The 25,998-nt window shown below is 72.4% G+C and carries 21 protein-coding genes; 14 read left to right on the forward strand and 7 right to left on the reverse strand.

Translation table 11 applies throughout. The annotated features are described in order from the left end of the window. Positions 1–212: 212 nt before the first annotated feature. Both ACIHCL_RS16995 and ACIHCL_RS17000 read right to left on the reverse strand, forming a co-directional pair. The gene (locus ACIHCL_RS16995) at positions 213–1,793 is read right to left on the reverse strand and encodes an alpha/beta hydrolase (protein ID WP_399862388.1); all 1,581 of its coding nucleotides are present in this window, start codon (positions 1,791–1,793) and stop codon (positions 213–215) included. Positions 1,794–2,423: 630 nt separating this feature from the next. Beyond that, positions 2,424–3,242: a sulfite exporter TauE/SafE family protein gene (locus ACIHCL_RS17000; RefSeq protein ID WP_399862390.1), complete on the reverse strand. Its 819-nt coding sequence runs from the start codon at positions 3,240–3,242 to the stop codon at positions 2,424–2,426. Between the two features lie 93 nt (positions 3,243–3,335). Between ACIHCL_RS17000 and ACIHCL_RS17005 the strand changes: the two genes are divergently transcribed. Beyond that, complete coding sequence (locus ACIHCL_RS17005; protein WP_399862392.1) at positions 3,336–4,121, forward strand: AraC family transcriptional regulator; 786 nt, start codon at positions 3,336–3,338, stop codon at positions 4,119–4,121. 397 nt (positions 4,122–4,518) lie between these two features. Here the strand turns inward: ACIHCL_RS17005 and ACIHCL_RS17010 are convergent, their stop codons facing one another. From ACIHCL_RS17010 to ACIHCL_RS17025, 4 genes are all read right to left on the reverse strand, one after another. Further along, positions 4,519–4,899: a hypothetical protein gene (locus ACIHCL_RS17010; protein ID WP_399862394.1), complete on the reverse strand. Its 381-nt coding sequence runs from the start codon at positions 4,897–4,899 to the stop codon at positions 4,519–4,521. Continuing rightward, positions 4,896–5,153 carry a hypothetical protein gene (locus ACIHCL_RS17015; protein WP_399862395.1) on the reverse strand — a complete coding sequence of 86 codons (258 nt, stop codon included), beginning with the start codon at positions 5,151–5,153 and terminating at the stop codon, positions 4,896–4,898. The genes ACIHCL_RS17010 and ACIHCL_RS17015 overlap by 4 nt, the downstream gene beginning before the upstream one ends. A gap of 128 nt (positions 5,154–5,281) precedes the next feature. Further along, positions 5,282–5,491 (reverse strand): hypothetical protein, encoded by a 210-nt coding sequence (locus ACIHCL_RS17020; protein ID WP_399862397.1) that lies wholly within the window; start codon positions 5,489–5,491, stop codon positions 5,282–5,284. Positions 5,492–5,842: 351 nt separating this feature from the next. After that, the gene (locus ACIHCL_RS17025; RefSeq protein ID WP_399862398.1) at positions 5,843–6,514 is read right to left on the reverse strand and encodes a formylglycine-generating enzyme family protein; all 672 of its coding nucleotides are present in this window, start codon (positions 6,512–6,514) and stop codon (positions 5,843–5,845) included. A 313-nt stretch (positions 6,515–6,827) separates the two neighbouring features. Between ACIHCL_RS17025 and ACIHCL_RS17030 the strand changes: the two genes are divergently transcribed. Then, positions 6,828–7,457, forward strand: a complete 630-nt coding sequence (locus ACIHCL_RS17030; protein ID WP_399862400.1) for a class I SAM-dependent methyltransferase — start codon at positions 6,828–6,830, stop codon at positions 7,455–7,457. A 569-nt stretch (positions 7,458–8,026) separates the two neighbouring features. Here ACIHCL_RS17030 and ACIHCL_RS17035 read toward each other — a convergent pair. After that, the gene (locus ACIHCL_RS17035; RefSeq protein ID WP_399862402.1) at positions 8,027–8,197 is read right to left on the reverse strand and encodes a hypothetical protein; all 171 of its coding nucleotides are present in this window, start codon (positions 8,195–8,197) and stop codon (positions 8,027–8,029) included. Positions 8,198–9,605: 1,408 nt separating this feature from the next. On the opposite strand from ACIHCL_RS17035, the gene ACIHCL_RS17040 reads away from it, so the two are divergent. The 12 genes from ACIHCL_RS17040 (at position 9,606) to ACIHCL_RS17095 (ending at position 25,949) form a co-directional block, all read left to right on the forward strand. Next, the gene (locus ACIHCL_RS17040; RefSeq protein WP_399862404.1) at positions 9,606–10,364 is read left to right on the forward strand and encodes a BTAD domain-containing putative transcriptional regulator; all 759 of its coding nucleotides are present in this window, start codon (positions 9,606–9,608) and stop codon (positions 10,362–10,364) included. 70 nt (positions 10,365–10,434) lie between these two features. After that, a complete protein-coding gene (locus ACIHCL_RS17045) occupies positions 10,435–11,070 on the forward strand; it encodes an NADPH-dependent FMN reductase (RefSeq protein WP_399862406.1) in 636 nt (211 codons plus the stop codon). 212 nt (positions 11,071–11,282) lie between these two features. Beyond that, positions 11,283–11,546 (forward strand): ammosamide/lymphostin RiPP family protein, encoded by a 264-nt coding sequence (locus tag ACIHCL_RS17050; RefSeq protein WP_399862408.1) that lies wholly within the window; start codon positions 11,283–11,285, stop codon positions 11,544–11,546. Further along, the gene (locus ACIHCL_RS17055; protein ID WP_399862410.1) at positions 11,540–13,348 is read left to right on the forward strand and encodes a hypothetical protein; all 1,809 of its coding nucleotides are present in this window, start codon (positions 11,540–11,542) and stop codon (positions 13,346–13,348) included. Before ACIHCL_RS17050 ends, ACIHCL_RS17055 begins: the two co-directional genes overlap by 7 nt. A gap of 4 nt (positions 13,349–13,352) precedes the next feature. Beyond that, positions 13,353–15,803, forward strand: a complete 2,451-nt coding sequence (locus ACIHCL_RS17060) for a hypothetical protein (RefSeq protein ID WP_399862412.1) — start codon at positions 13,353–13,355, stop codon at positions 15,801–15,803. Further along, a complete protein-coding gene (locus ACIHCL_RS17065) occupies positions 15,800–18,106 on the forward strand; it encodes a lantibiotic dehydratase (protein ID WP_399862414.1) in 2,307 nt (768 codons plus the stop codon). The genes ACIHCL_RS17060 and ACIHCL_RS17065 overlap by 4 nt, the downstream gene beginning before the upstream one ends. Next, positions 18,106–19,590, forward strand: coding sequence for a hypothetical protein (locus ACIHCL_RS17070; RefSeq protein WP_399862415.1), 1,485 nt, complete (start codon positions 18,106–18,108; stop codon positions 19,588–19,590). The genes ACIHCL_RS17065 and ACIHCL_RS17070 overlap by 1 nt, the downstream gene beginning before the upstream one ends. Continuing rightward, positions 19,587–21,857, forward strand: coding sequence for a lantibiotic dehydratase (locus ACIHCL_RS17075; RefSeq protein ID WP_399862417.1), 2,271 nt, complete (start codon positions 19,587–19,589; stop codon positions 21,855–21,857). Before ACIHCL_RS17070 ends, ACIHCL_RS17075 begins: the two co-directional genes overlap by 4 nt. After that, on the forward strand, positions 21,854–23,119 hold the full coding sequence (locus ACIHCL_RS17080; protein ID WP_399862419.1) for a metallopeptidase TldD-related protein: 1,266 nt from the start codon (positions 21,854–21,856) through the stop codon (positions 23,117–23,119). The genes ACIHCL_RS17075 and ACIHCL_RS17080 overlap by 4 nt, the downstream gene beginning before the upstream one ends. After that, positions 23,112–24,203, forward strand: a complete 1,092-nt coding sequence (locus tag ACIHCL_RS17085; RefSeq protein ID WP_399862421.1) for a hypothetical protein — start codon at positions 23,112–23,114, stop codon at positions 24,201–24,203. Before ACIHCL_RS17080 ends, ACIHCL_RS17085 begins: the two co-directional genes overlap by 8 nt. After that, positions 24,175–25,278 (forward strand): NAD(P)/FAD-dependent oxidoreductase, encoded by a 1,104-nt coding sequence (locus tag ACIHCL_RS17090; RefSeq protein WP_399862423.1) that lies wholly within the window; start codon positions 24,175–24,177, stop codon positions 25,276–25,278. Before ACIHCL_RS17085 ends, ACIHCL_RS17090 begins: the two co-directional genes overlap by 29 nt. Then, entirely contained in the window at positions 25,278–25,949 is a 672-nt protein-coding gene (locus ACIHCL_RS17095; RefSeq protein ID WP_399862425.1) for a VOC family protein, read from the forward strand. Before ACIHCL_RS17090 ends, ACIHCL_RS17095 begins: the two co-directional genes overlap by 1 nt. The last annotated feature ends 49 nt before the right edge of the window (positions 25,950–25,998 follow it).

Here is a 25,998-nt window from a genome sequence, read left to right on the forward strand (position 1 = left end):
GCTTCGAAGTCGCCCGGGACAGCCGCGGCGCAGATGGGCCAGGTCACCTTCCGGGAGGTCTGCGCCCGGGAGACGGGAATCCCGCTCGCCGAACGAGCCGAACGAGCCGAACGAGCCGAATGAGCCGAATGAGCCGAACAAGCCTGACGGGCTGAACGGGCTGAACGGGCTGAACGGGCGTCGGCGACGGGATCCTCGGCGCCGTCGGCCGGTCAGTGGCTGCGGGCGACGCAGGTCCGGTCCTGAGCAGGCAGCTTCCCGGTGGCGAGGTACCGGTTGACCTCGTTGTCCACGCAGGCGTTGCCGTACTGGCCGTAGAGCGCGTGCCGGTAGGCCCCCTCAAGGGTGATCAGCCTGGAGCTCGGCAGCAGGCCGTGCAGTGCCACGCTGCCCGTGTACGGGGTGCGCGGGTCGCCGGTGGCGGCCACGATCAGGGCCGGTGTGTCGTGACGCACCTGGGTGGGCTTCTCACGGGGCCGGTCCCAGAAGGCGCACGGGCCTATGTTGTTGGTGAGGGGCCCGAACAGCGGATGCGCAGCGCGGCTGCGTTCGATGTCCCGCCAGTAGCTCTCGGGATCGCGCGGCACGGAGACGTCGCCGCAGAGAATCGCGGACTGCACACTGCCGTTGCGCGACCCCTCCTCGGTGAGCGCGGACCGCAGCATCGCGGCGAACTCCGGTGACAGCGGGGCGGGTCGTCCCGCAGCGGCCCCGGCGAGTACCGACAACTGCTCCGAGGCCGCCGCTCGTGCCTCTTCGGTGTCGTCCGCGGTCCCGGAGAAGATCACGAAGGGTACCTGGGTGTCGTCGAGCCGGAACGTGTCCGCGCCGGTGCCGACGGTCAGCGGCCGGCGCGCGGAGGCCGCGACGATGCGGTCGACCGTGGCGAGCACCTGCCCGCGCGTGCGGCCGAGACCGTACGCGTCATGGCGCCGCGCCGCCCAGGAGGCCCAGTCGGCCAGGGCCCGCTCGTTCTCGCGCTCCACGCCGCGCATCAGCCGCGGGTTGTAGCGGCGCGGATCCAGTGCCCCGTCAAAGACCACCCGGTCGTACCGTCCGGGGAACATCTGGGTGTAGACCGTGCCCAGGTAGGTGCCGTAGGACCAGCCCAGATAGGAGATCTCGCGTTCGCCGAGCGCGCCCCGGACGACGTCCATGTCGCGGGCCGTGTTGCGGGTGGTGACGTGCGGGAGCACGGCCCCGTTGGTGGCCCGGCACTTGTCGGCCAGGCCCTTCTGCAGGACGACCTGCCGCTCGAAGGCGGCCCGGCTGTGACCGGCCGAAAGCACGGAGGAACCGACGGGCCACTCGCAGTCGAGCGGGGCGCTGCGCCCGACGAAACGCGGGTCGAAGCCGACGACGTCGTAGCGCGCACCGGTCTCCTTCATCGTCCGGCGAACGAGCGGGGCGTAGCCGAGGCCGGGCCCGCCCGGCCCTCCGGGGTTGAACAGCAGCGCGCCGATCCGGTGACGGGTGTCGGTGGCGGCGAGGCGGGAGACCGCGATCTTGAGCGTACGTCCCCCGGGGTCGGCGTAGTCGAGCGGGACGGTCACGTCGGCGCAGCGTGCGCCTGCCTTCTCCAGGTCGTGGCCCGGGGCGTCGTCCGGGCCCAGGACGCAACTGCGCCAGTCGAGGCGCTGGTGGTAGTAGCGGTCGAGGCTCGTCCCGCCCGTCACCGCTCCGCCGTCAGGGTGCGCGGCTGTCGCCGTCGCGCCGGGCAGCACGGTGAAGCAGGCGGTCAGGGCGAGGCCCAGGGCCGAGGCGCGGCGCACGCCCGCGCTGATGGTGGTCACACGGTCTCCTCGAGTCGGTGCATGAGGCAGTGGTACGGAAGGCGAGGGAGAACGGCGAGTCGGCCCGTCCCCTCCGGGACCGCACCAGTGCGCGGCGGCCCCGAGGAACCGGCGGCCGGGCCGCGCGTTCGGCTACCGGCGCGTCCGGCCCGTTCCCGGTGGGGCGGACCGGACCGACCGGGCCACGAAAGGCAGTCGGAGGAAAGCGGAATGCCCCCTCGACCGGCCTCGGCCCCGGCCCGGCCGTTCTCGTCATGCCTGCCACACTGCCACCGCGCCTGACACGACGTCATCGTCTCCTGGCACTCATGTGCGCGTACGTCATCGTCTTCTGGCATTACCGTGCGCATACGTCAGAGGTCGCATGTCCCGGCCGACGTCGCACCCGAGCCGGCCGGACGGGGACGGACCGCCGCCGGGAGGGGGCGCGGGCTATTGACGCCCCCCGTGGACGGGCCGAGTCGACGCCGACCCGCCCGCCGCGCAGTGCCGTCTGCCCCGCCGGGGGTTCCAGCGATGCCGACGGGCTCCCGCCCACGGAGTGCCGGGACGGCAGAACCGGCACGGTCCGACCACGACCGGCGGGGGCCACCGCGGGCGTGATCCACCCCGAGCGCGACCGCGCCGCCGTCACGGCCCGGTCGCGAGCATGACGATCAGGACGAGGACGAGCAGGGCCACGTAGGCGGCGGAGTGCAGGCGGTCGGGAACGCGCCCGCCGACCCGCCTGACCAGGGCGATGGCGGGCAGGGATCCGCAGAGCAACGCGGCGCAGGCCACGAGATCGACGTAGCCGACACGGCCGCCGTGCACCTGGGCGGCGGGCGCGAGCGCGTAGACCAGGGTGCCCGCGAGGGCGACGGGGGCACTGAGCGGGTTCGCCAGCGCGGTGGCGGTAGCCATGGGCAGTCCCCGGCGGCGCAGCAGCGGGACCGTCATGACGCTGCCGCCGACGCCCAGGCTCGCCGCGACCGCGCCGATGCCCACGCCGCCGAACGTCGTGGTGAACCGGCCGAGCGGGCGCGGCCCGTCGCCGTCCGCCACGGTGAGGAACCCCTTGCGCAGGAGACTGTCCGCGATCGTGACCACCAGGTACACGGCGAACAGCACGTGCAGCAGGCCACCGCTGAGCCGGGTGGCGACGAGCGAGCCGAGTGCCGCGCCCAGCAGCACGAAGCCGCCCAGCGGCCACACGTACTCCTGCCGCAGCAGCCCGGCCCGGTGCTGCGCCAGCGTGGCGGTCACCGCGTTCACGACCATGACGGCCGTCGAGGTCGCGACGGCCACGTGCATGGCGTCGCCCGGGTCGTCGCGTACCGCGGTGGTCAGGAACGCGTACACGACCGGGACGGTGACGAAGCCGCCGCCGAAGCCGAACAGCACCGTCGTGACGCCCGTCAGACAGCCGAACAGGAGGAGTGGGAGGTAGGGAAGGAACGAGGTCGACACGGTGGAGACGCTAGACACCGGGGGCGACGGCGGACAATCGATCATTCGCCGACTTCTTACGCGCAGACGACAGCGGGCGCGTAGGGTCGAAGGGTGCGCAACATACCGGTCGACGAGGTGGACGGCCTGGACCGTGCGGTGCTGGCCATCGGCACCGACTACCCGCACGACCACCTGCTCCCTCTCCACGCGCACCGGCGTGCCCAGGTCCTGTACGCGGCGACCGGCGTGATGCAGGTCGAGACGGCGGACGGGGCCTGGACCGTGCCCACGGCCCGTGCGGTCCTGATCCCGCCCGGGGTCCGGCACCAGGTCGCCATGACGGGGGTCAGCACCCGCAGTCTGTACATCGAGCCCGGTGCCGTTCCGTGGTTCCCCGAGCGGTGCCGGGTGGTGGACGTCTCCGCGCTGCTGCGGGCGCTGGTCCTGGACGCGGTCGACATGGCACCCCGCTACCCCGAGCACGGCCGGGACGCGACCGTCGTCGAGCTGATCCTGCACGAGCTGCGGAGCCTGGCGCCACTCCCCCTCGACGTACCGCTGCCCGCCGCGCCGGAGCTGCGGCGGCTGTGCGACGCGTTCCTGAGCGCACCGGACATCCACGATCCGCCGGCGCGTTGGGCGGCAGCCCTGAACGTGAGCGAGCGCACCCTCGGCCGGCTGTTCCGGCGCGGTACGGACCTCAGCTTCGCTCAGTGGCGGCAGCGCGCGTGCATCCTGCGGTCGCTGCACGCGCTCGCCGAGGGCACGCCGGTGACCCGGGTCGCGGCGTCGCTGGGGTACGAGAATCCCGCCGCGTTCACCGCGGCCTTCCGGAGCCTGCTGGGCCGTGCCCCGTCCGCGTACCTGGCCCGGCCGCCGCACCGCGGCGGAGGTTGAACCGCGGCGCGGCGCCCGCGGGTCCGCCTCCCTGGACCGCTCGGAACCGGCGCACTCGCGTCCGCCGTCCCCGCACCGCACTACCGTGTCGGCGCGGACGGCCGCCTGCCGGCGAAAAGGGTTCTTCGGTGCCTTCGTCGCCCGGTGGATCACGTCATCCGCGCTTCGTCCTCATCGCCCCGCCGATCAGCCCGACGGTGACGTGGGTCGAACCCAACGACGAAGCGGGTCGAACCCGACGGTGACGCACGCCGAAACGGTTGGCGATCTCGCACAGGGCGGCTTCGTTCCCGGGCGGCGCGGCGATCTCGCGCCGCGGGACGGACCTGCCGGGCGCGCGGCCCACCCCCGCCGGATCACGGGGAACAGCGGGCGTCGAAGGCCCCGCGGCCTCCGCTCAGGCGTTGAGGTCGAGCACGCGGACCGGCTCGCCCTCCCATCGCTTCGGGGCGGTGGTGGCGATGATCGCCCCGTCGGGCCGCTCCGGGGTGGGCAGCGCCGCGTACTGGCTGTGGGCCGCGGCCCAGGTCGCCTGTCCTGCGACAGCCAGCGCGGCCGACAGGTCCAGGTCCAGGACCGTGATGCCAGGCAGCGCGGCGAGGTGTTCCGCCGTGCCGGGGCGGGCCCGGTCGGCCTCGACGAGAGCACACGCCGGGGCGTAGAGGAACCAGCCGGGCTCGGCGTGAGCCCGGTGGATGAGCCGGGAAGCGAGGACGTTGCCCTGGCCGGCCGCCGCCATCGCCGTGTCGTCCAGGACGATGTGCAGAGCATCGCTCACCGGGCCGTCACCCGGGCCAGGCGCCGGTCCAGCTCGATGTCCTGGGCTGCCTGCTCGGCCGTGGTGGGGGCGTAGCCGGTCCACGCCTTCAGCGCGGCGCGGGCCTTCTCCGCGCGTTCGGCACGCTCGGCCGGGGTGAGCAGGGTCTCGGCCAGGCGCGCGAGATATGCGCGCAGCGACAGGCCCTCGGCAGCCGCGATCGCGGCCAGCCGGTCCTTGGCCTCCTCCGGGAGGCGGATATTGGCATCGGACATCGTCGTGCTCCTTCCCACCCCCTCAGGATACGGGTACGGGTACGTACCCATTGCCCCGTGCCCCTGAATTCGGAGCGGTTGCTGTCGAAGACCGACCCCGGCCCCCGGGAATCGGCACAGCAGGGCAGTCAGCCGAGCCACTGCTTCCAGCGGGCACGGGGCGGATCACAGTGGCCCGAGTCGACAGCCTGCTGGTAGGCGCGGTCGACGAGTTCCTCGTCCGACCACACTCGGCCGTTGGCATCGGGGAGAGTGTGCCCGCTGCCGTCGGTGATTCTGGAGATGCCGACGACGCAGTCGGGGCGCACCGTTTGGGTGGCATACCAACTCAGGATCACAGCAACCAGGGCAACGGCTCCGCACGCGATGACAAGCAACTGCCGCGGACTGCCAGCTCTATGCGAGATCACCGGTGCATCGTATGGAGTGCGAGTGGCCAGTGGCTCGCTCAACCTGGCTGACGCGCGCGCTTGGCCTTCGGTGGCACGAACTGGCATCCGTCAGGATGCGATGGCGCGCGGTCGAAGTCCGGTGACACCGGACACCCGTCGCAGTGCGGCCGGCCACGCGAGGCACGTTGTCCCGTCTCCGTCGATACGCTCCGCGCCTCGAACGATCCGGTCCGATTCGTCTCCGGTCTCAGGGGATCCGGTGCGACGGGCGGGCAGCGGTCATGCACACAACGTGGCTCAGGACACGAGGGAACGTGCGATGCGGAATCCCACGTCGTCGACCTGGAAGGTCGGGTGGCTGCGGCGCCGCGCGGAGGCCCGGCAGCTCCAGTGCTCGTCGAACCAGCCTCCGCCGCGTAGCACCCTGTAGGCGCCGTAGACCTCAGCGTCGTAGATGTCCCAGCACCAGTCCCAGACGTTGCCGAGCATGTCGTACAGGCCCCACGGGTTGGGCCGTTTGCGACCCACCTCATGGATCTGCTCGTGGGAGTTGCCGCGGTACCAAGCAATCTCGTCGAGAGGTCCGTAGTGCGGTCCGGTCGTACCGGCACGGCAGGCGTGCTCCCATTCGGCTTCGGTAGGCAGCCGGTACCCGTCGGCGGACGCGTCCCACTCGATGCCTTCGCCGTCGGTGTGGAGGTGGTAGGCCGGTGCGAACCCGTCGCGTTGGGACAGGGCATTGCAGAATCGGACCGCATCCCACCAGGAAACGTTCTCGACGGGCAAGGAGGCCCCCTGGGCGGTGCTCGGCCGCAGGCCGGCGACCTGTGCGTACAGTGCCTGGGTGACGGGGAAGGCCGCGAGTTCGTAGGGCGCGACCTCGACCGACCAGCTGCGCTGAGTCCGCCGGTCGGACAGCGTTACCTGCCCCGGCGGGACGGCGATCATCTTTCCTGCGCTCGCATCCATGTACAGGTGATCGTATCGGTACCTGTTCCGGACGACCGCGCGGCCTGCCTTCCGCACTGTCCCCGCGCCCGATCGAACCCAACTGCCATCGAGGGTCAAAGGGTCGAAACGAGACGTCGCCCGACGGGGTGATGCTTCGGTTTCCTCGGGCCGGACACCACCGGTTGTTCCACGCTCGTCTTCGCGTTCACCGCGCTTCTCCGCACCATCGGGGGTGTCCCGTGATCAGCTGACGGGACGGTCAGTCCCGAGGGGAAGGGCCGGGTGGGGCCGGAGAACGGCTGGGAACGGCGAGGGTGTTAGTTTCCTTCCCGTGTTGGAACACCAGGACGAGACCAGGGCGGCCTACGACGGGGTCGTCGAGCTGTATGCGTCGATGTTCGCCAACCGGTTGGAGACGCAGCCCTTCGCGCGGAACATGATCGGCACCTTCGCCGAGCTCGTGCGTGATACAGGGAACCTGCGGACAGCCGACGTCGGGTGCGGACCCGGTCATCTGACGGCCATGCTGCACGACTTGGGGCTGGACGCCTTCGGCCTCGACCTCTCCCCGGCTATGGTCGCCCACGCCCGGCGGGCCCATCCGGCACTGCGGTTCGACGAAGCACGCATGGAGGCCCTGCCGGTCGAGGACGGCGCGCTCGGCGGAGTGCTGGCCCACTACTCGATGATCCACACCCCACCTGGGGAATTGCCCGCGCTGCTCGCTGAGCAGGTGCGTGTCCTGGCTCGTGGGGGCCTGCTCCTGGTGTCCTTCTTCGGGACCGAGGGACCGGAGCCGGTCCGCTTCGATCACAAGGTGGCGCCCGCCTACAGCTGGCCGACGGGGCAGTTTGCCGAGTTGCTGGCCGGGGCCGGGCTCGTCACGGTGGCTCGGTTGCTCCACGACCCGGCCTCCGAGCGGGGTTTCCTCGACACCCACTTGCTGGCCCGCCGCCCGTAGAGCGTGGCCCGTGGCCTGGTGCGAGGTGGTGCAGATCAGCCGAGGAGTTCGGACTCCGGGGAGAGCGCGACGACGCGGATCCGGTCGCCGGCGCGGTAGGTCACGTTGCCCGGCGCGTCGCCGACGGCCGGACCACGTGCAGGTCCGAGGCGGTGAGGGCGGGTTCGGGGCTTTCCACATCGCAGCACCATGGGGAACGGCGCTCTCTGGCGGATACAGTTGGCGACTTCGGCGGTACTCCTGCATCTCTCGCGAATGAGACTTCCGCGAGATTCGGCCCGTTTGAGAACGCCGGCCAACGGCGGTCTCAAACGACCTGGCAACCGCGCGAGTCAGCAGCCCACCACACGCCAGACACAACGGGAGGCGTTCGGCGAACCGCAGCTGCTGCTCGCCGGGGCCGAGCGGATCGGAGACCGACCGGCGGTGCTGCCGGTGCTCTACCACCTGGTTGACCAGGGTGCGGGTCCGCCCGGCCGACGTCCACGGCACCGGCGCTGTCGAGGAAGCCATGGCCCGCCATGTGGAGGGCGAGCAGCGCCTCGGACACGGGTCTGCCGTACGCCGCGTCAGGCCGCGCGCCCCGTGTCGATCAGGGCGGCCAGGGCGTCCATCCCTCCCGCCGCCGCGATCTGTTCGGCCAGGGCCCCGGTCCGGTACCGGTAGCCCGGGTCGGCTGGCACCCGGCGGGCGGTCGCACCCAGCACCTTCGCCGACGGGCGGTTGGTGCGCATCCCCACGCCCACACCGGACCAGGAAACCCACGCGGCCCACCTCGCCGCCGGAATCGACCTCATCGCCGCCGCCAACGCCCGCTCGGCCGGACTCTGGCGTGCCTTCGTCAGCGCCGCGGACACGGAGGCCGATGTCCGGGCCCCCCTCGGCTCCGACTCGTCGCGGCGGTGCTGCGTCCCGGTCCGTGACCACACAACCGGACAGCCCGCCCGCTCACCCCGTCCGGTACTCCGCCCCTGCCCTGTCCCGCGGTGGCGCGCCTCCGACCCGAAGTGGGCGACGAGGTCAGGATCCGGCGCGGCACGGGACCCCGACACACACAACTGCCCGCCCCTGGACGACCGCGCGCCCCGTTGCGGTCGCCCTCGCGCTGTCCGCGACCGCCCTCCTGCTCGTGTCCGCCAGGGTGACAGGGTGACAGGGGTCTTCGAGTGCCCCGGTGAACCACGGAAGGGGTGCTTCGGCGATGCGTGCGCAGTATCGAGGTGACAGGCCATCACCTCGAAGTGCCCTCGTACGATGGTTCGTTGGCGTCCCACGACCCACTCGCCACGATCGACCGGGGTGAGCGCTGCGCCTTCCCCCTGAGACGGCGGCCCGCCGTCTCAGGTTCCCTGGAGAGGCACTATGTGGAAAGGGTCTCAGCACGGCGTTTCCACCTTGCCTCCCGATCGGCCAACCGCTGTACTGGGGCCCACGGCGATTTCCGTTACGCATACGTGCCGCGGGTGCGCCGTGGAGGAATCGAGTTTGCGTTTCATCACTTCGCCGGCATATCCACGGGGGTCGGCCTACGAAGACTCCATCACCGACCAGGCTCTGCAATCAAAATCACCGATCACCGAAAAGAAATCGCCATGACAGTATCGACCTGGCGAATATCATGAGCCTGCCGGAACCCGCCGGACCGAAAGCAATCGAAAGGCCCACCGATCATGCGCTGCGGTCCCGCATCGCCCCCTGAGAAGCGTTCCTCCCGTCGAAGACACCCAGGCCCCGCACAAGGAGAACACTGACGCGACCTCAGGGAATCACACGACCGGGTTGATTGTGCGCCGCCACCCCCAGCAACTCAACCTTGTGTTCATTGTGTTCATTACGTTCATTGCGTTCATTCTTTTCACCACCGCCTGTCCTGCGGAACTGTTTCTTCCACGAGACCTACCGGCCATATTTTTCCCCACCGATGACGCCGGTTGTCGCAGCAACTCGTTGTGAAGAGACCGGGTACACAACAGCTGGGAGCGGACCCTCACGCCTCATTTCAGTCGTGCGGGTGTGCAGCCTTCCGCCAGAGGCAACGGTATTGACCATTCACGGGATTCACCCGCGAGAAGGGAGAGGGACTTCAGCATGCCCAAGATATCCGAGCGTGTCGTCGTACGCTGTCTTGGTGGCTTTTCACTGGAGTTAATGGGGCGCCCGGTCAGACGATGGCGGGCCGGCAAGGCACGCGAACTGTTCCTCTACCTCCTCATCAACCGGGGCCGCACGGTCGACCGCGACGAACTGCACGCCGCACTGTGGCCGGACCGCACCCGCTCCGCGGGTTCGAGCTCCGTCAGGGTCGCCAAACACGCGGTCCAGCAGATCCTCAGCGGTGAGCAGGGAGCGGGAGAGCAGCCGGCAGCGGAGATCATCCTCAACGAGTACGGCTACACCCTCAAGGTCCACGACGCCTGGCTGGACTTCGAGGCGTTCGAGCGGCTGTGCTACGAAGGCCACGGGGCGGCGGCCCGCGGGGACCGACGGACGGCCGCGGAGCACTACCGGCACGCCCTGAAGCTCCATGTCGGGAACTTCCTGCCGGGCGAGACCGCCGAATGGGTCAGGGAGCAGCAGGACTGGGTTCGGTCCCTCGCCCTGGGAGCGGCGGACTATCTCCTCCAAGAGGCCCTGGACCGGGGCGAGTTACCCGAGGTCATCGATGTGTGCCGGCGCACGCTGGACATCGATCCGTATCAGGAGGACGTCTACCGGACCCTGATCCAGGTCCACGGCGAGCTGGGCCAGTTGGGGCAGGCCAGGTCCTGGTTCAAGCTGTGCAGCGACCGGATGTCGGGCGGACTGGACATCGATGTCAGCCCTGATACACAGCGGGTTTTCGAGCGGGTTCTACGCGTCAGAAACATGCCGCGCGGGCCTCGGGCCGACCCTCTGGCCAACGCGTAACCACCCCGTAACCACTCCGTAACGGGCCTTCCTAGACTCGGGATTCCTGCGACCGGCCAAGGAGGTTGGTGTGACCGTGCTGGAGACAGAACCGGATTCCGGTTCCTCCGCTGAGAATCCCGATGCAGACCCCTCAGCCGATGCCGGACCCCTGATCGTCGGTATCGGTGGCACCGTCCGCCCGGGTTCCTCGACGGAACGGGCGGTCCGGGCGATCCTCGCGGCCTCCGCCTCGGCGGGGGCCCGGACCCTGCTGCTGGGTGCCGAGGACCTGCAACTGCCGTTGTACGCCCCCGGGGAGCAACTGCGCACCCCGGCGGCCCGGCGGCTGATCGAGGCCGTCACCCTCGCCGACGGTCTGGTCATCGGCACGCCCGCCTACCACGGGGGCGTCTCCGGGCTTGTGAAGAACGCCCTCGACTACCTGGAGGACCTGCGCGAGGACGCGCGCCCCTATCTGCACGGCCGTGCAGTCGGCTGTGTCGTCACCGCACGCGGGACGCAGGCGGCCTCGGCACTGGCGGGTCTGCGTTCGGTGGTGCACGCCCTCAGAGGCTGGCCCACGCCGCTGGGAGTGACCGTCAGCACGGAGAACGTCGCCCTGGCGCCCGACGGCAGCAGCACCGATCCGCACCTCGCGGCACAACTGGCGACCGTCGGCCGGCACGTGGTCGAGTTCGCCCGGATGAGCACACCGGTCGGCTGAGAACTCCCCGCCCGGGTCCTGGTACGCGCGCGGGTCCGAACCGGCCCGGCCGCCGCCCTCGTGCATCCGCACGCCCCCCCACAGCTTCTCGCTTTCTCGCATTCTCTCCAGATTTCCCCGGCTTCCCCCACGATCCCGCGGACCGTCTGGTTCCGGCTGCCCTGCTCCCGGACCGTTCGCGTCCGTATGCCCATGTCCCACTGTGATCCCGGATGGAGCACGCCATGGAAAACACCACGAAGTCCACAGAGCCCGGTGCGGAAGCGACCGCTGCCGACCGGGAAGTCGTCCAGGGGACCGTGGAGGACCCCGCGGCCGCCGCCGAGCAGGACGCGCAGACCCCGCAGGCGGAGGCAGCCGAGGACACCGAGCTCGAGGCGCTCGACGACCTGGACGACGTCGACTTCGACCTCGACGAGGTCGAGAACAAGATCGCCCCGCTCGCCCTCGCCGCCACCGAGTTCCCGCGATGGTGACGCGGGCGGCCGGAACGGGCCGCACCTCCGAGGGCTCCCTCCGGGTCGACGTCAACACGGGTCCCGCCGCCTCGTACACGGGGCTGCGGGCGAGCCTCGACGCGCTGCGCGCCGAGGGCGCCGACTTCGCCGCTCTTGCCACCCGCCATCCGTCGGAATGGGCCGAGCTCTTCCCCGCCGAGACCGCTCCGGGCACCGCCCCGCTGGAAGAGATCGCGCTCGCACCCTCCGAGCGGCGTCTGCACCGGGAGAGCGAGCAGGTCTACCGGGTGCTGACGGTGGCCGCCGCCGCGCTCTGCGCGGGCACCGCGCAACTGGGCAGGCCCCTGCTGGTCGGCGGGATCGGTGGCACCGATCTGTCCTCGCTGCGTGGCTTCATGCGGGCCGTCGAACACGCTCAGGTCGTCGAAGGCGCCGAACTGCTGCTGGACGCGCCCACATCGGTGCGCGAACCGATCGGCCGGTACGCCGACTACCGCCGGGAACGGGTGCGCTGCCTGCGCCGTATGGGGCTCCCGATCACCGAGGGCGACCTGGTCGTCGACCTGGGCACGGCTCGCGACGCCGGCTTCGTGCCCGTGTCCGAGGAAGGCGAGCTCTATCTGCGGGCGAGGGACGCCGAGAGTGCCGCCGTCGACCGGGTGTCCGCCGCACTGGCCTACTGCCGCAGGGCGTTCTTCTCCGCGAACTGGGAGGGCATGGCGGCCGTCGCCGAGGAGGCGATCGGGCTGCTCTCCGAAATCCCCGAGTCCGACGTTCCCGGACTGCTGGCCAAGGCGGAGCGCGAGGAAGAGCTCGTCCACGCCATCGAGTTCGAGACGGCGATCCTGCGGGGCACCGCCGATGTGCGCGGCTTCCTGCTCAAGGTGCTCGGCATCCAGGCCGGTTTCCGCGGCGACCAGGACACGGCCGTCGCCTGCTTCCGTGCCATCCGGGAGGACGCCGGTGGTCTTTCCCCGGAGCTGCGTGCCCAGTCGCACCTGTACTCGGCACTCACGCTCTCCAAGCGCAAGAACCGGCTGGCGGAGGCCGTCGCCGAGGTGGAGCAGGGCTTCGAGGTCGTCGGGGAACGGCCGGGCGAGGCGGAGAGCGTGCGGCGTGAACGCGGCTGGCTGCACAACCTGCGCGGGCTGACCCTGTTCTCCGAACGACGCCTCGGGGCGGCCTTCGAGCACGAGAAGCAGGCGCTGGCCTGCATGGCCGGGCTGACCGACGCCAGCGCCGCCCATCTGCGGATCAACCTGTACTCCAACATCAGCGTGCTCCAGGAGAAGGCGGGCAAGCACGGCTCGGCGCTCGCGACCTGGGAGAAGTTCAAGCAGGCCGCGGGTTCCTCGAACGCGGGCTTCCGCAAGCACCACGCCTACCGGAGCGCCGGGCTGCGGCTGCTGGTCGGCGAGCGGGACGCCGCTCTTCAGGACCTGGACACCACGCTCGCGAACGCGGCCGAGCTCGGGGACGTCTTCCACGAGACCGAGGTGCGTCTCGAACTGGGCATGCTGCACGCCACGGGCGGTGACGCGCAGGCGGGTGCCGAGCAGTACGAGCGCGCCGAGTCCGCCGCGCGGCTGCTGGGCGATCCGTATCGCATCGCACTGGCCCAGGCGGGTCGGGTGATGACGACCGGCTCCACGACCGCGGCCGACTCGGTGGGGGCGACGGCGGCGCTGAGCCTCACCCGTCCCGGCGATGCCGACGCCCTCGCCAAGGCCGTCGCCGAAGGCGGTGAGCTGCAAGGGCTGCTGCCCGAGCCGCGTACCAAGCTCAACCGTCCGTTCGACCTGATCAACTTCCAGGACTGAGGCCATGGCGGACGATGCGACTGAACGGCGGCCGGAGTGGCAGCTGTACCCCCGGCTGCTGCTGAGGCGGGCGGGCTTCGGCGTGGACCTGCTGACCGCCCTCGGGGACGGCCCGACGCGTACCGCGGCGGCGGACTACCGGGAGGCGGTGGCGCGGTTCGAGCAGGACCGCGCCCGGCTGCAGGAGGCGATCGCCGAGTCCGTGGCCCGCGCCGACCGTGGGACGGACCGCGCCGAGCTGCGGGAGCTGTCGAAGCTGCGCAGCCGGGTGGGCCGCAGACTGCTCGTGGAACAGGACCCGCGGGACGGCGCCGTCGCCTCGGCGGTCGTCGGCTATCGCGCGGCACACTCCGCGCGGCAGGAGGCGGCCGGGCGGCTGACCGCGGCCCTCGGTGAGGAGGTGCTGCGACGGCCGGAGCGGGTCCGCGACCTGCTCCGCGACGAGCGGGTGTGCGACGCCCTGCTCCAGCTGTCGCCGTCCTTCCACACCGAGGTGGTGCGCTGGATCGACGGCTGGGAGCAGCAGGACACCGCGGCGGGACGCAACCGCGCCAGGGACCGGTCGTTCTACCGCCGGGTCTACCTCTACGGTCAGCGGCTCGGCGCGAAGAACGAGACCACCAGCTTCTTCGGGCCGCTGGTGCACGGCAGGATCGACCGCTCTGCCGCGGGGATCACCCCGGGTCCCGAGACGGAGTCCGGCTACCACGTCCTGGAGGCGCAGACCGCGTTCTGGGCCGTGTGCGAGCTTGCCAGGCTCGTCGGTACGGACCCGGAGGTGCGGGACCGTCCGCCCGTGGCCTGGCTGCCGTCCTGCCACAGGACGCCGGGCGCAACGCCGGGCTCCGGGACGATCCGGTCCGCCGACGGGCGCCGGATCGGTCTGTCGGGCGTGCGGTGGAACCTCGCCGCGGCCGTGGACGGCCGGCGTTCGGCCACCGAGCTGGCGGCGCTGGCGGGGATCGGCCTCGCGGAGGCGCGCCGTGTGCTGGACCGGCTGCGGCAGGTGGGGGCGGTGCGGCTCTGGCCCGAACCGCCGTCCACCGCCGCCCGCCCCCTGGACTGGCTGGTCTCCTGGGCCGACCGCTACGCGGACGGCACCTCCTGGCCCGTCCGGCTGCGCGAACTGCGCGATCTGGCCGACGCCTACGCGGCGGCCGAGGGGCACCATGCCAGGGCGTCCGCGCTGGAGGGCGTGGAGGAGTGCTTCACCAGGCTCACCGAGGTTGACGCACGCCGCGCCGGCGGACGGATGTACGCCGACCGGCTCGTGGTGTCCCTGGACGCCAGGGGTGACCAGAGCCCGGTGGTGGTCGGCGGCGACGTCGCCCGGCGCTGGGAGTCGGAGCTCGGCCCGGTGCTGGACGTGGCCGCCCGCTACGGCGAACTCCAGCAGCGTGCGGCGGCCGAGCTGTGCACGGGGATCATGCGGGCGGCGAACGCCGAGACGATGCCGTACGACGAGCTGATCCGCCGGGTGCACGCATCGGTCGAGGCGGGTGGGCTCGACGCCCTGGCACAACCGCTCATCGGGTTCGAGCGGGACTACGCGAAACGGGTGGAAGCCGCCGTGCAGGGGCAGGAGGCCCGGCTCACACCCGCCGAACTGGCGGCCTTCGCGCCCGAGCCGGGCAGGCACCACTTCGTCAGTCCGGATCTGATGCTGGAGAGCCGGGACGGCGACAGTGAGCTGCTGGTGCTCGGCGAGCTGCACCCCTATGTCTTCGCCTGGGGCTCGCAGGGTCTGTTCAGCGATGAACAGGACCGGATGCTGGACGACTTCGCGGCGGGACTCGAACCGTGGGGCGGCCCCGAGCGGCTGGCCACGGTGATCCGCCGCAGGCGTCACAAGGGCTTGGTCGCGGACTGGTTCCCGGGACGCTTCGTCGAGATCACCTCGGTGGCCACCGACGACCGGGAGCGGACCGTGCCGCTCACCGATCTGACGGTCGCTCTCGTGGACGGCACCCCCCGGCTGCGTACGCCCGACGGTGAACTGACCCTGTACGCGGGTGAGGACGACCACGTCCACCTGCGGGCCTTCGCCGCCCCCGGCGTGGGGCTGCCGCTGGTGCGGCTCGGGGACTTCGCGCCGCGGATCATGGTCGGCGATCTGCTCGTGCAGCGGGCCCGCTGGTGGTTCGACCGGGCCGACCTCGGTGTCGACACGGTGCGGGATCCGGGCGCCGCCTTCCTCGCGGTGCAGTCCCTGCGGGCACGGCGCGGTCTGCCCCGGTTCTGCTTCGCCGCCCTGGCGCACGAACCGAAGCCGGTCGGGATCGATCTGGACAACCCGCTGGCCGTCGACGCGCTGGTGGCCATGGTGCTGGCCGGGGACAGTCCGACCGTGTCGCTGGCCGAGATGAGACCGGCGCCGGACGCGCTGTGGCTGCGCCACGGCGGTGCGCTTGTGACCTCGGAGTTCCGGATCGCCATGAAGAGAGTGCCGTCATGACCGCCCGCCCCACAGAATCTCCCCACGCGTCGACGACGGCGCGGCACGGCTGGGAACTGCTGCCCACGGTCGTCCTGCGCAGTGCCGGGTTCCCCTGGCAGATGGTCGAGCAACTGGCCTACGGGCAAACCGGCCTGCTCATCGAGGAGCTGTTCGCCGCCGAGGCGCGGGCGGCCGATGTGGCGTCACGGCTCCGTCCGTCCGGGCGGCTGTCGCGGGGCCAGCAGAGCAAGGTGCACGGCATGCGGCCGCTGCCCCCTTCCGACACCTTTCCCGACGACTGGCTGGCCGAGTGGAACGCCACGGCCGAGCAGGTGACCGCGGTGCGCGAGCGGCTCACGGCCACCGTCGAGGCCGACGCGGCGGCGGTCGACGAGGCACTGTCCGCCATCCGTACCGATCCGCGCGTCAACGACGCCATCGTCTGCTCGTCGCCCGCGGTCCACCGCGATCTCGCACGGGGCACGACGGGCGGCCGGATCCGGCGCCAGCTCGCCTCCTACGCGCAGCGGCTCGCGTCCAAGAGCGAGACGATGAGCTTCTTCGGGCCCATCAACTACGGTCGGCTCAGCCCTGGTTCCCCTGCTCCGACGACGCTGGAGTGGGAAGGCCACACGGCGATCAGGGTCCGTCAGGCGCACACCGCCGCCCGTGTCAACGACGCCGTGCAGGCGCTGTTGCTGGACGACGGGGCGCTGGCCGAGCGGCTGGTTCCGGTGCGCAAGACCGTGACGCGGACGCCCCGGGGCACGGGCCTCGGCGCCGTGCTGCTCCGGGAGGCCGACGGTGCGCGCACGCTGGCCGAGATCGCCGTCGGATCCGGTTCCGGCTCCCGGGAGGCGGTGGAGGCGTTCGCCGCGGCCGTGGCGAAGGGGACGCTGACCCACACGCTGTGCCCACCGGCCACCGTGGTCGACCCGCTGCGCTGGACCCTCGCACGCATCGACGCGTCGGACCCCGAGACGGCCGGCCGCGCCGCCGGGGTGCGGGCGCTGCTGGTCAAGATGGCCGAACTGCTCGACGGGTACCCGTGGGCGCCCCCCGGGCGGAAGCTGACCATCCAGGCCGAACTGGAGTCGCTGCTGCCCGTCACCGACCGTTCGGCGGAACGCGGCCGTTTCTACAACGACCGGGTCGTCATCCACGAGGCCGCGGTCGGCACGGCCGCACTGGAGGTCCGCGGACCGCTGGCCCGCGACATGTGCGACGCCGTCGCGCCCGTCCTCGATCTGCTGGCCCACGAGGCCGAGACGACGCGCATCCGCACCAACCGGATGGTCGCGGCCCGGCTGGGGCCGGGCCGGATCCCGCTGGTGCGGGCCCTGCGCGACTGCGCGGACCTCGCCATCGAGCCGGGCGGAGTGCTCGGCGCCGAACTGGGCAGGGTCATCGCCGCCGAAGGAGAGGACCGGGCCGAACTCGATGTGGCGGGGCTGCTGACGACCCCACCGGCGCCCTCCGCCCCGGTGCTGTGCTCCATCGACGTCCTGGTCGCCGCACCCGATCTGGCCGGATACCGGCCGGGGGCGACCCCGCTCGTGCTCGGTGACATCCACGACGCGGCGCTGCTCACCCCCTGGGCGTTGCAGTTCCATCCGAACTCCGCGGAGCTGCTGGCCGAGCGGGACGACGCGGTGCGCCGGGCACTCGGCGACCGGATCGCCGTCAATGTGATCTCGCGCCGTACGACCGGGCTGCCGCCGCTCGAATTTCCCGGTGTGGTGCTCGAACTGGGCGGCACGGCCTCCGCGGGCCGGGAGCGGGTCGGCCTGGACCAGCTGTGGCTGGACAGCGACGGCGAACAGGTCGTGCTGCGCAGCGAGGCGCATCCGGGCCAAAGCCTCCTCTTCCACAACGGTGAGCTCGACACCGCCGTGCACACCGCGCTGGCGCTGCCGCGGATCCGCCGCCCGGTGCTGCCGGACCTGCCGCATGTGCCGCGGCTGCGCTGGGGCAACGTGGTGTTCTCCAGGCGGCGCTGGGCGCTGCCGAGTGCCGCGGTGCTTCAGGCGCACAGCAGCCGGCAGGAGGCCGAAAGGCTGTTGGAGTCGGCCCGCCTGGTGCGGGAGCGGGGGCTGCCCCGTCGCTTCTTCGTGAAGTCACCGGCCGAGCGCAAACCGGTGTACGTGGACACCGCGAGCCCCGAGCTGCTCAAGGGCCTGGCCCGGCTGGCGGGCACGGCGGAGCGGCTCGTGGTCTCCGAGGCGCTGCCCGCGCCGGACGATGCCTGGCTGCGCGACGGGGACCTGCGCTTCGCGTCCGAGCTGCGCTGTGTGTATCTGCGGGGCGGGGGTGAGCGGTGATGCGCCAGGTGATGCTCCCGCCGCTGTTCGATCCGAGTCTGGAACCGGACCTCGGAGCGGGTGGCGAACTGCTCGATGTGAACGCGCACTTCATCGCGCGCCTCACGGGCGCCGAGGCCCTCGGCGCGCTGGCCGACGCCTACGCGCTCGGGCGGCGCGGCGGGAGTGATGCCGCCACGACCCGCGCCAAGGCACTGTTCGCACGGGCCGCGGCCCGGATCACCGCCCGGGGAAGCCATGACGCGGGACGGCTGCGGGCCATGGGCATGGCGCTGCGGCTCGCGGGCGAGGACGACCCGGCGCTGCGGCTGGCGGCGGATGACGTGGAGCTCGTCGACGGCACCACCGAGTCCGGAGCCGATGTGGTCCGGGCGGCCCGGCGCACCAGGCTGCTGGGTCCCGAGACCGCCTGGGCTTGTGCCGCGGCGCCAAAGGGGCGTGTGCATCTGGTGGTCGAGACCGATCAGCAACTCCCGGCCGCCGCAGCACTCATGGAAGCCCTCGGACCCGAACGGGTCGTACTGTGCGGGCGTTTCGCCGCCGCGCACCGCGAGGCATTGGGGTCGCTGGCGCCGTTTTCCGCAGCCGCCGGCTTCGAGGACTGGGCTCCTTCATGGCGGTTGCGCAAGGAGTGGTCGGGGGACGGCACGCCGGTCCACTGGGTCCGCCGCGCCGCCGACTGGCGGGCCGGTGTCCCCTGGGCGGGCTGGCTCGCCCCCGCGGAGGCGGCGGCGCTGCCCGGCGAAGCGTGGCACGCGTGCCGCGGCGCGGCGCTGACCGCGGCACGGCTGACGTCCTGGGCCGAGGTGACGGGGGCGGACGGCGACACCACCGATCTGCGGCCCGTCCTGGACCTGGCGGGCGAGACATCGCTCGCCGTCGAACTGCTCGTCGGGGCCCCCGGGACGAGCGCGGACGAGGCCGGAACCACCGCCCTGAGCCTGCTGCACGGGCCGGGGCCCCGGCTCGCGGGCCTCAGCCCGTTCCGGCTGTCCACGGCCCGGGGCGGCCGGGCGCCGGACGGCTGGGACGGTGTACCGCTGACCCGGCACGCGTCGCCGGACCACGATCTGCCGCGCTGGGACCGGTTCAGCGCACCCGGGACGCTCGACGCGTCGGCACGCACCGCCGCGATCGGCACCCTCAACGCCGAACTCGGCGCCGTGGCCGAGCTGTACCCGGGCCGCTTCGCGTGCTGCGTCCTCGCCCCGGGGACCGCCGGATCCCGTCCCGAGCCTCCCCCCTGGGAGCCGTCGGCCGCTGTCGTGGCCGAGGAGGGGCCGGGCCCGGACGGTCAGGGACCGGGTTCGTTCGTGGTGAATCTGCGGACGGGCAGCGCGTTCCGGCTGCACCCGAGACTGACGTCGGTCGTGGAGCGGCTCTCGTCCGGCGATACCGCCGTCCTGGACCGGATCAGCGATGCGGTCCGTACGAAACTGACCGGCCGGCTGGTCCGAGCCGGAGTGATGCGGAGGGGCCAGTGAGCCGACAGTGGCGCATCGGGCGGGAGTTCATCCTGCGCCATGCGGGGATGCCGTTCGACTGGTTGGAGGAGCTGGGCGCACCCCACTCCCTGCTGGACCTCGCGGATGAACTGCTCGACCGCGAGCGGACCGTGCTGGAGCTCGTGGGGACGCGGTTCAGGGGGGCGCGCGCCGAGGCCGTGCGTTCCGACGTACTGCGCGGACGCGTGCGGCAACTGCCGGGGTCGGGCGGCAGCGACTGGATCCGGGCGGTACGCGCCTGGGGCGACGCATGGCAGCGCTACGCGCACGCCCATCGGCAGGCCGACGAGGAGGCCGGCAAGCGGCTGCGGGACCTGCTGGCGGACCCGCGGGTCTCCGAGGCGGTGTTCCTGTCCAACCCGGACGCACACCGCAACATGCTGCTCCCGCTCCTGGCGCACGATGGTCCGCTGACCTCCCGCCGGCGCAGGGTGCGCCGCCAGATGTACACGTATGTGCAGCGGTTCTGCGCGAAGAACGAGACCGTGAGCTTCTTCGGGCCCATGGCCTACGGCACGGTCGGCGACGGGGACGGGGCGGCACTGCGCGACGACGTGCCCCGCGCCCGCAGGGTCTTCTTCTCGCACTGGGCGGCGCGTGCGCTGACCACCGCCATCGCCAAGGACCCCAAGATCCTTCCGCATCTGGCGTTCCACGCCACCGGCCGGGGTGACGCCGCGCGGGAGCCGCTGCTCTCCCTGGTGGCCCCGGGCGGGACCGTGTTCCGCGACCTGGTGCGCGCGGCGGGGCGGCCGGCCCGCGAGATCGCCCGGACGCTGATGCGGCTGGTGGCCGAGGAGGCCGTCACCATCGGTCTGGGCGGCGGTGACTACGATCTGGAGCCGCTCACGACGCTGAGCGGACAGCTCTGCGCGCTGCCCTCCTCGCCGGCGCGCGAGCTGTGGCTCGACCGGATCGGCCAACTGGCCGCCCTCATCGGCGATCTGGCGGAGCAGCCCCTCGACCGCAAGGCGGCGACGGTCGCCGCCCTGGAGGACCGGTTCACCGAGTTCACCGGCAAGCCGGCCCGCCGGGGTGCCGGTGCGGCGTACGCCGACCGTGCCGTGTTCTTCGAGGAGTGCGCGTCGCCCTTCGCGCTCACTCTGGGCGCCGAACTGGTCCGGGGCTGGGAGGAGCGGCTGGCGCCCGTGATGGAGGTCTGCGCGGCGCACGGACAGGCGACCCGGACCGCCGCGCAGGACGCGGTCCGTGACGCGTTCGCGGACGGTCACGAAGGACCGGACGGACCGGTTGTCGAGCTGGACCTGCTCACGTACGCGACCCGCGCGGCGATCAGCCGGTCGGACTCGACCAGCACCTTCCAGGCCGCGCACGCGCCCAGCTACCCCGGCGCCGGCTGGCGGGCCGAGGTCGAGCGGCTGACGGGCGAGGCCGAGGCGCTGGACGGCGATCGGTACGCGGTCGTCGATCTGTGCCCCGCCACGCCGGACGCCTCCGGGCTCGACGGCGCCCCGCTCGTGCTCTCCCGCGCCCACCACCATCTGCTCGTGCGTGGCTGGCTGGGCACGATGCACCCGGATCCGGCCCGGCTCGGCGCCGACGCCGCCGCGTGGACGGCGGAACAGGACGGCGCCGTCGTCGGCCTCGACTTCGGGCGCCGCAACAAGGGCTACTACCGCTTCCCCGGCCGTGAGGTCGCGATGCGCCCGCTGACCTGGACCGACCACGGGCGGCCGGACCTGCTGAAGCCGGAGGAACTCACGGTCCGCATCGGACCGGACGCGGTCACCCTGCACGATCCGGAGGACCGGCCGGTCAGCGCCTACGTCCCGCTGAGCGACTTCGTCAAGTACGCGCCGATCGCGGCGCTCTCCCACCCGCAGGTGCTCCACCCCACGTTCACCACCGAGGATGCCCAGCCCGAAGTCGCCCTGGGATCGGTCGTCCTGCAGCGCTCGCGCTGGCAGGTGCCCGCGGAGGCGTTCACGGCACCGGAGCCGTCCGCCCGGTTCCTCGCGCTGCGCAGGCTGGCACGCGACACGGGGAACCGGTTCGTCTTCTGCCGCAGCGCCCACGAGCGGAAGCCGTATCTGATCGATCTGGCGTCACCGCTCGCCGCGGACCTGATCGGCCATGTGGCCCGCGGCGCCGAGCAGTTGGGTGTGGAGCGCATGGCGCCCGGCCCCGACGAGCTGTGGCTGCGCGATGCCGAGGGGCGGCGCTACACCAGCGAGTTGCGGATGCAGATCATCGGCAGGAGCGGCGGCGGGAGCGGCATCGCATGAGGGACACCACGCTCTTCGCCGAGCACTCGCTGCGGCTGCGCGCGGATGTGCTGCCGGACGGCACCACCACCACCGAACGGTCCTCGGTGCGTGGGATGAGTGTCGAGCGGCATCTCGGCCGGGGGTTCACCGAGCACCGCTTCGCGGACGGCGACGACCTGCTGACCTCCGGTGCCGTCGGCGCGGACGCCGAGGCCGCCGAGGCACTGCGCGAGGTCCAGGAACGGCCCCTGTTCGAGCCGACCCCCGAGCTGCGCGCCGCACTGGCCCGGATCGCCGCCGATACCGGCGCGAAGCTGACCCTCGGTGTGGCCCAGCAGCACATCGCCGCGGGCAGCGCGGAACGCGTCGGCACCACGGAGCGCATCGTCACGAGCCTGGAGACGAGGGTGACCGGCGACGACGGCACCGTCCACTCCCGGTCGCTGCTGTGTGCCCGCCCGGGGTCCGATCCGGACGGGCTGAGGGACGCGGCCGTCCGTACGGCCGGTGCGATACGCGAACGCCTCGCGCTGCCGCTCGCGACCGAACTCCCCGACGGCGCGGACCTCGTGCTGCTGCCCGGTCTCGCCGGGGCGTTCTTCCACGAGATCGTCGGCCATCCGATGGAAGCCGATGTGGTGGCCTCCGCGACCAGCTATCTCGGGGCGCGCTCCGGGCAGCGGGTGGGGCCCGAATGGCTGTCCGTGCTCGACGGAGGTGCGCACGACGGACCCGGCTACCGCAGTCCGTTCGACGACGAGGGAACCCCGTGCCGCACGCTCCGGCTGATCGACCGGGGCACCGTGGGGCAGCCGATGACCGACCGGGCGCTCGCGTCCCGGCTCGGCGGCGGACCCGGATCGGGGCACGGACGCAAGCAGAGCTACCGGCATCCGGCGATCCCCCGGATGACCCACACCGCGGCCCTGATCGAGCCCGGCACCGTTGTGGAGCCGCCCAAGGGCGACTGGATCGCGCCGTACGGACTGCGACTGGACATGATGAACATCGCGTCGGGCGCGTTCGTCTTCCACGCCCTCTTCTCCCTGCTGCACCGCGCCGACGGCAGCACCGCCCGGCTCGGCCCGCTCACAGTGACTGGTGACGGGGCGCGGGTGCTCGCCGGGCTGCGGCCCTACGAACACCGGGTGGCCGCCTATCTGCGGGCCACCGGAGGCTGCGGCAAGCTGGGGCAGTACCCGGTGCTCGTGTCGTTCGCCAATGCCGGGTTCCGGCTTCCGGCCGGGCTCGTCGGTCTGCGGGCGGTGTCCCATGGCTGAGACGCGGGTACGTGCCTCCGGAATCCTGACGCCCGCCCACGGCGCGCCCCGGCTCACCGTGTCGCTCGACACCCTGCGCTTCGCACGTGACACCGCGGGCCGGGTCACCGCCTCCCGTCGCCTCGCCGGACCCCTGGACCAGGAAGCGGGCAAGGAGACCGGGGTGCTGCTCACCGAGGCGGCCGGGCGGGCGGCGTCCGCCGTCGCCGGTCTCCAGAGCGCGGTGGCCCAGGTCCACGAATGGCGCGACGCCGACGGTCAGCCGGTGTCGAGACGGGCCGAGTTGTTGGCCCGTGTGGAGACACCCGGCGGTCCCGTCCTCCTCGGGACGAGCGGCCCCGGGGACCCGGCCGCGCTGGTGGAGGCACTGCCCTGGCACGAACTCGGGGCCTTCGCGGATCCGCTCGGTTCCGGCGCCCCGCCGGACGACTGGCGCGAGCGGCCCCTGGTGCTCCGGCCGTCCCCCGCGGCCGTCCTCGTCGCCGGTACCGCCTTCTCACTGACCTCGCGCGCAGGGCGCGCGACCGCGCGGCGGCTGGCGGGGCGGCGGGTACTGCCGCCGCTGACGCTGCTCGACCTGCCTTCGGCGCCGTCCGAGTGGGCACGGGACGACCGGGGCGATCCGGCGCGACCCACCCCGCTCGTGGACGCCGGCCGGATCTGCCCGCCGCCACCGGCGTCCCCGCTCGGTGAGGGCATCCCGCTCGGCCGGGCCGTGTGGGACCACGACACCGCCGCCTTCGGCCCGCCGCAGCTGACCCGCCTCCGACTCACCGGGCCGAACGCCGAGGTCTCCGCGGACGCGATGGAACTCGTCTGCTGCGTGGAGGGGCTCCAGCGCTACCACGGCGACGGCACCGTCCGCCTCCAGTGCCTGACCAGGACCGCGGACCGGCCGGGCAGCTGGTTCCGCGTCGTCCTTCGGGGCAAACCCATCCATCTGCTGCGCCAGGCCCGCGGCCTGGCCGGCCCGCCCACGGCTGTCCACAGCGACAGCGAAGTGACCACCCGCTCGCTGGTACTCGCCAGCGCGTCCGACATGGAAGGTGCAGGACATGCCGTCGTCACCGTCATCACCCCCTGACTTCACGCTCATCGGCGGCGGAATAGTCGGCGCCTGCCTCGCCGAGGAGTTGAGCGCCGACGGGGCGTCGGTCCTCGTGCTCGACTCCGGCGACGAGCCCGGGCACTCGACCAACCGCGCGGCCGGAGTCGCGGTCCCCTCGCTGCGCTATCTGGACGACCGGGAGTTCTACGACTGGCTGCGGACCGCCAAGCGGGACCTGGACGCCGACGTCGCCCGGCTGGAACCGGAGTACGGCGCGTTCAGCGTGGCCCGGCCCATCCTGCGCGCCCTGCGCGAGACGGATGTGGCGGCGCACGGCGACGTGCTGGACGGTCTCGGCGTCGGCGCCTGGGTGGAGGGCGACGCGCTCGCGGACGCCGCGCCCGGGCTCAGGCTGCCTTCCAGCAGGCGCTACCTCCTCGACCCGGACGGGCTGATGATCGACGGCCGCCGCTATCTGGACGCCGTCCGGCGCCGCTGCCTCGCCCAAGGCGTCGACTGGCGGCAGGGCATCACGGTGCGGGAGGTGCGCGAGGAGACGACGTCCGTCTGCGTCGTCACCGCCGACGGGACGCTCCGCGCCGACCGGGTGGTGATCACCGCCGGTGCCTGGAGCTCGGGCAAGGGCCTGGCCGAGGCGACCGGAGTCCGGCCCCAGCGGGGCCAGATGGCCGTGCTGCGCACCGAGGAGGAGCTGGGCTGCATCCTGTCCTCCGCGTACTACCTCGCGCCCGGGGTCGGCGACGATGTGATCGTCGGGGCCACGGAGGAGGACGCGGGCTTCGCCGAGCACGTCACCACCGAGGGCATCGCGGGGTTGCTGAGGTTCGCGACCACGGCCATGCCCGGGCTCGGCGCGTCGGTGCCCGCGGAGCTGCGGGCCGGGCTGCGTCCCGTGTCCGGCACCGGACGGCCGCTGGCGGGCGCCGTACCCGGACACGGGAGGATCTTCCTCTCGGCGGGCCACGCCGGGCACGGGCTGCTCTCCGCACGCGCCACCGGAAAGGGCATGGCGGCCGGTCTCCTCGGGGACGACTGGGAGGTCCTGCCGTACAGCATGTGCCCCTCCCACGCGCTGGGCGGTGCCGCCTGATGCGTATCGACCATGTGATCCTGGGCGCGCGGACCATCGAACCGCTGCGTGAACTGCTGTGGGAGCGGTACGGGTTCGGCATCACCGACGGCAGCCCCAACCCGGACGGCACGGCGAGCTGGGTCGTGCCCTTCGACACGCCCGAGGTGCAGTATCTGGAGCTCCTCGTCACCCATGACGAGCAGGAGCTGGCGGGCAGCGACTTCGGACGGCTGTTCCTGGAACGGACCGCGGACGGACCCGACTTCCTCAACTGGGCGGTCCTGACCGACGACATCGAGTCCACCGCACGCGAGGTGGAGACCGTCACGGGAGCGGACCCGGATCTCTTCCGCGGCGAGTCCGTCCGCGCGGACGGTCAGCGTGTGCCGTGGGCCGAGGCGGCGTTCGACCTGTCCTGGCGCAGCCGGGTGCTTCCGTTCTTCCTGAGCTACGGCAACGCGGAGGCGCGCGCGGCACGGGTGCCGGGCGATGTCGAGGCCGCGGGGCACCGGGTGTGCCCGAGGTCGTTGCGGAGCCTGGAGACGGGTCCTGCGCCGGAGCGGGACTGGGCGGGCCGGTGGCCCGGACGCGCGGCCCTCGACGTCGTCGTCGATCCCGCCGCCGGCCCCCGGATCTCGGCGGTGCACATCGGCACCGCCGAGGGCGAGACGGTGGTGCGGCTTCCGTGACACCAGCGCGTCCCGCCCCTGGGCCGAAGCCGGGACGCCCCGGCCGCAG

This window comes from Streptomyces sp. NPDC052042, from assembly GCF_044548345.1.
Taxonomy (GTDB): domain Bacteria; phylum Actinomycetota; class Actinomycetes; order Streptomycetales; family Streptomycetaceae; genus Streptomyces.

Coding starts and splice junctions, on each gene's coding strand:
- ACIHCL_RS17015 (WP_399862395.1), bottom strand. CDS start 5,153: ATGTCCGATGCCAATATCCGCCTCCCGGAGGAGGCCAAGGACCGGCTG.
- ACIHCL_RS17025 (WP_399862398.1), bottom strand. CDS start 6,514: ATGGATGCGAGCGCAGGAAAGATGATCGCCGTCCCGCCGGGGCAGGTA.
- ACIHCL_RS17040 (WP_399862404.1), top strand. CDS start 9,606: ATGGGGCGCCCGGTCAGACGATGGCGGGCCGGCAAGGCACGCGAACTG.
- ACIHCL_RS17050 (WP_399862408.1), top strand. CDS start 11,283: ATGGAGCACGCCATGGAAAACACCACGAAGTCCACAGAGCCCGGTGCG.
- ACIHCL_RS17055 (WP_399862410.1), top strand. CDS start 11,540: ATGGTGACGCGGGCGGCCGGAACGGGCCGCACCTCCGAGGGCTCCCTC.
- ACIHCL_RS17060 (WP_399862412.1), top strand. CDS start 13,353: ATGGCGGACGATGCGACTGAACGGCGGCCGGAGTGGCAGCTGTACCCC.
- ACIHCL_RS17065 (WP_399862414.1), top strand. CDS start 15,800: ATGACCGCCCGCCCCACAGAATCTCCCCACGCGTCGACGACGGCGCGG.
- ACIHCL_RS17070 (WP_399862415.1), top strand. CDS start 18,106: ATGCGCCAGGTGATGCTCCCGCCGCTGTTCGATCCGAGTCTGGAACCG.
- ACIHCL_RS17080 (WP_399862419.1), top strand. CDS start 21,854: ATGAGGGACACCACGCTCTTCGCCGAGCACTCGCTGCGGCTGCGCGCG.
- ACIHCL_RS17085 (WP_399862421.1), top strand. CDS start 23,112: ATGGCTGAGACGCGGGTACGTGCCTCCGGAATCCTGACGCCCGCCCAC.
- ACIHCL_RS17090 (WP_399862423.1), top strand. CDS start 24,175: ATGCCGTCGTCACCGTCATCACCCCCTGACTTCACGCTCATCGGCGGC.
- ACIHCL_RS17095 (WP_399862425.1), top strand. CDS start 25,278: ATGCGTATCGACCATGTGATCCTGGGCGCGCGGACCATCGAACCGCTG.